Source organism: Rhizobium phaseoli (genome assembly GCF_010668805.1).
Lineage (GTDB): Bacteria > Pseudomonadota > Alphaproteobacteria > Rhizobiales > Rhizobiaceae > Rhizobium > Rhizobium phaseoli_A.
The window spans coordinates 1-388 of record NZ_WUFT01000148.1 but is presented as its reverse complement, the minus strand read 5'-3'; the positions used below and the strand labels follow the sequence as shown (position 1 = coordinate 388).

The 388-nt window shown below is 64.4% G+C and carries 1 protein-coding gene; it reads left to right on the top strand.

Going from position 1 to position 388, the window contains the following annotated elements; translation table 11 throughout:
* Positions 1 to 155 precede the first annotated feature (155 nt).
* On the top strand, positions 156 to 388 hold a 233-nt coding region (locus tag GR197_RS31800; protein WP_164016672.1), incomplete at its 3' end, for a flavodoxin-dependent (E)-4-hydroxy-3-methylbut-2-enyl-diphosphate synthase.

The following is a 388-nucleotide window of genomic DNA, read 5'->3' as shown; positions in this document are numbered from 1 at the left end:
GGGCAATGTGGCACGCTTCGTGGTGCCCTGACGCCAGCTCAATCGTGTGCGTCGCGGCTTCGAGGCCGCGGCGCTTTTTCAATTCACGCGCCGTATTTCTCAACGGGGCCGGACACTTTCCGGGCCGTGGGCAGATGGCGTAAGCGGGTTTATCGATGCACTCCGATCAAGTGAAATCCAGCAGTCAGATTGTTTCGACCGTGCCGGTGTTCGGCGGTCACGCGCCGCGTCGCCGCTCCCATGCGGTCGACGTCCGTTGGGGCGGCCAGCTCGTGACGATCGGCGGCGACGCGCCCGTGCGCGTGCAGTCGATGACGAACACCGATACGGCAGACGCAATCGGCACGGCAATCCAGATCAAGGAACTCGCGCAGGCGGGCTCGGAACT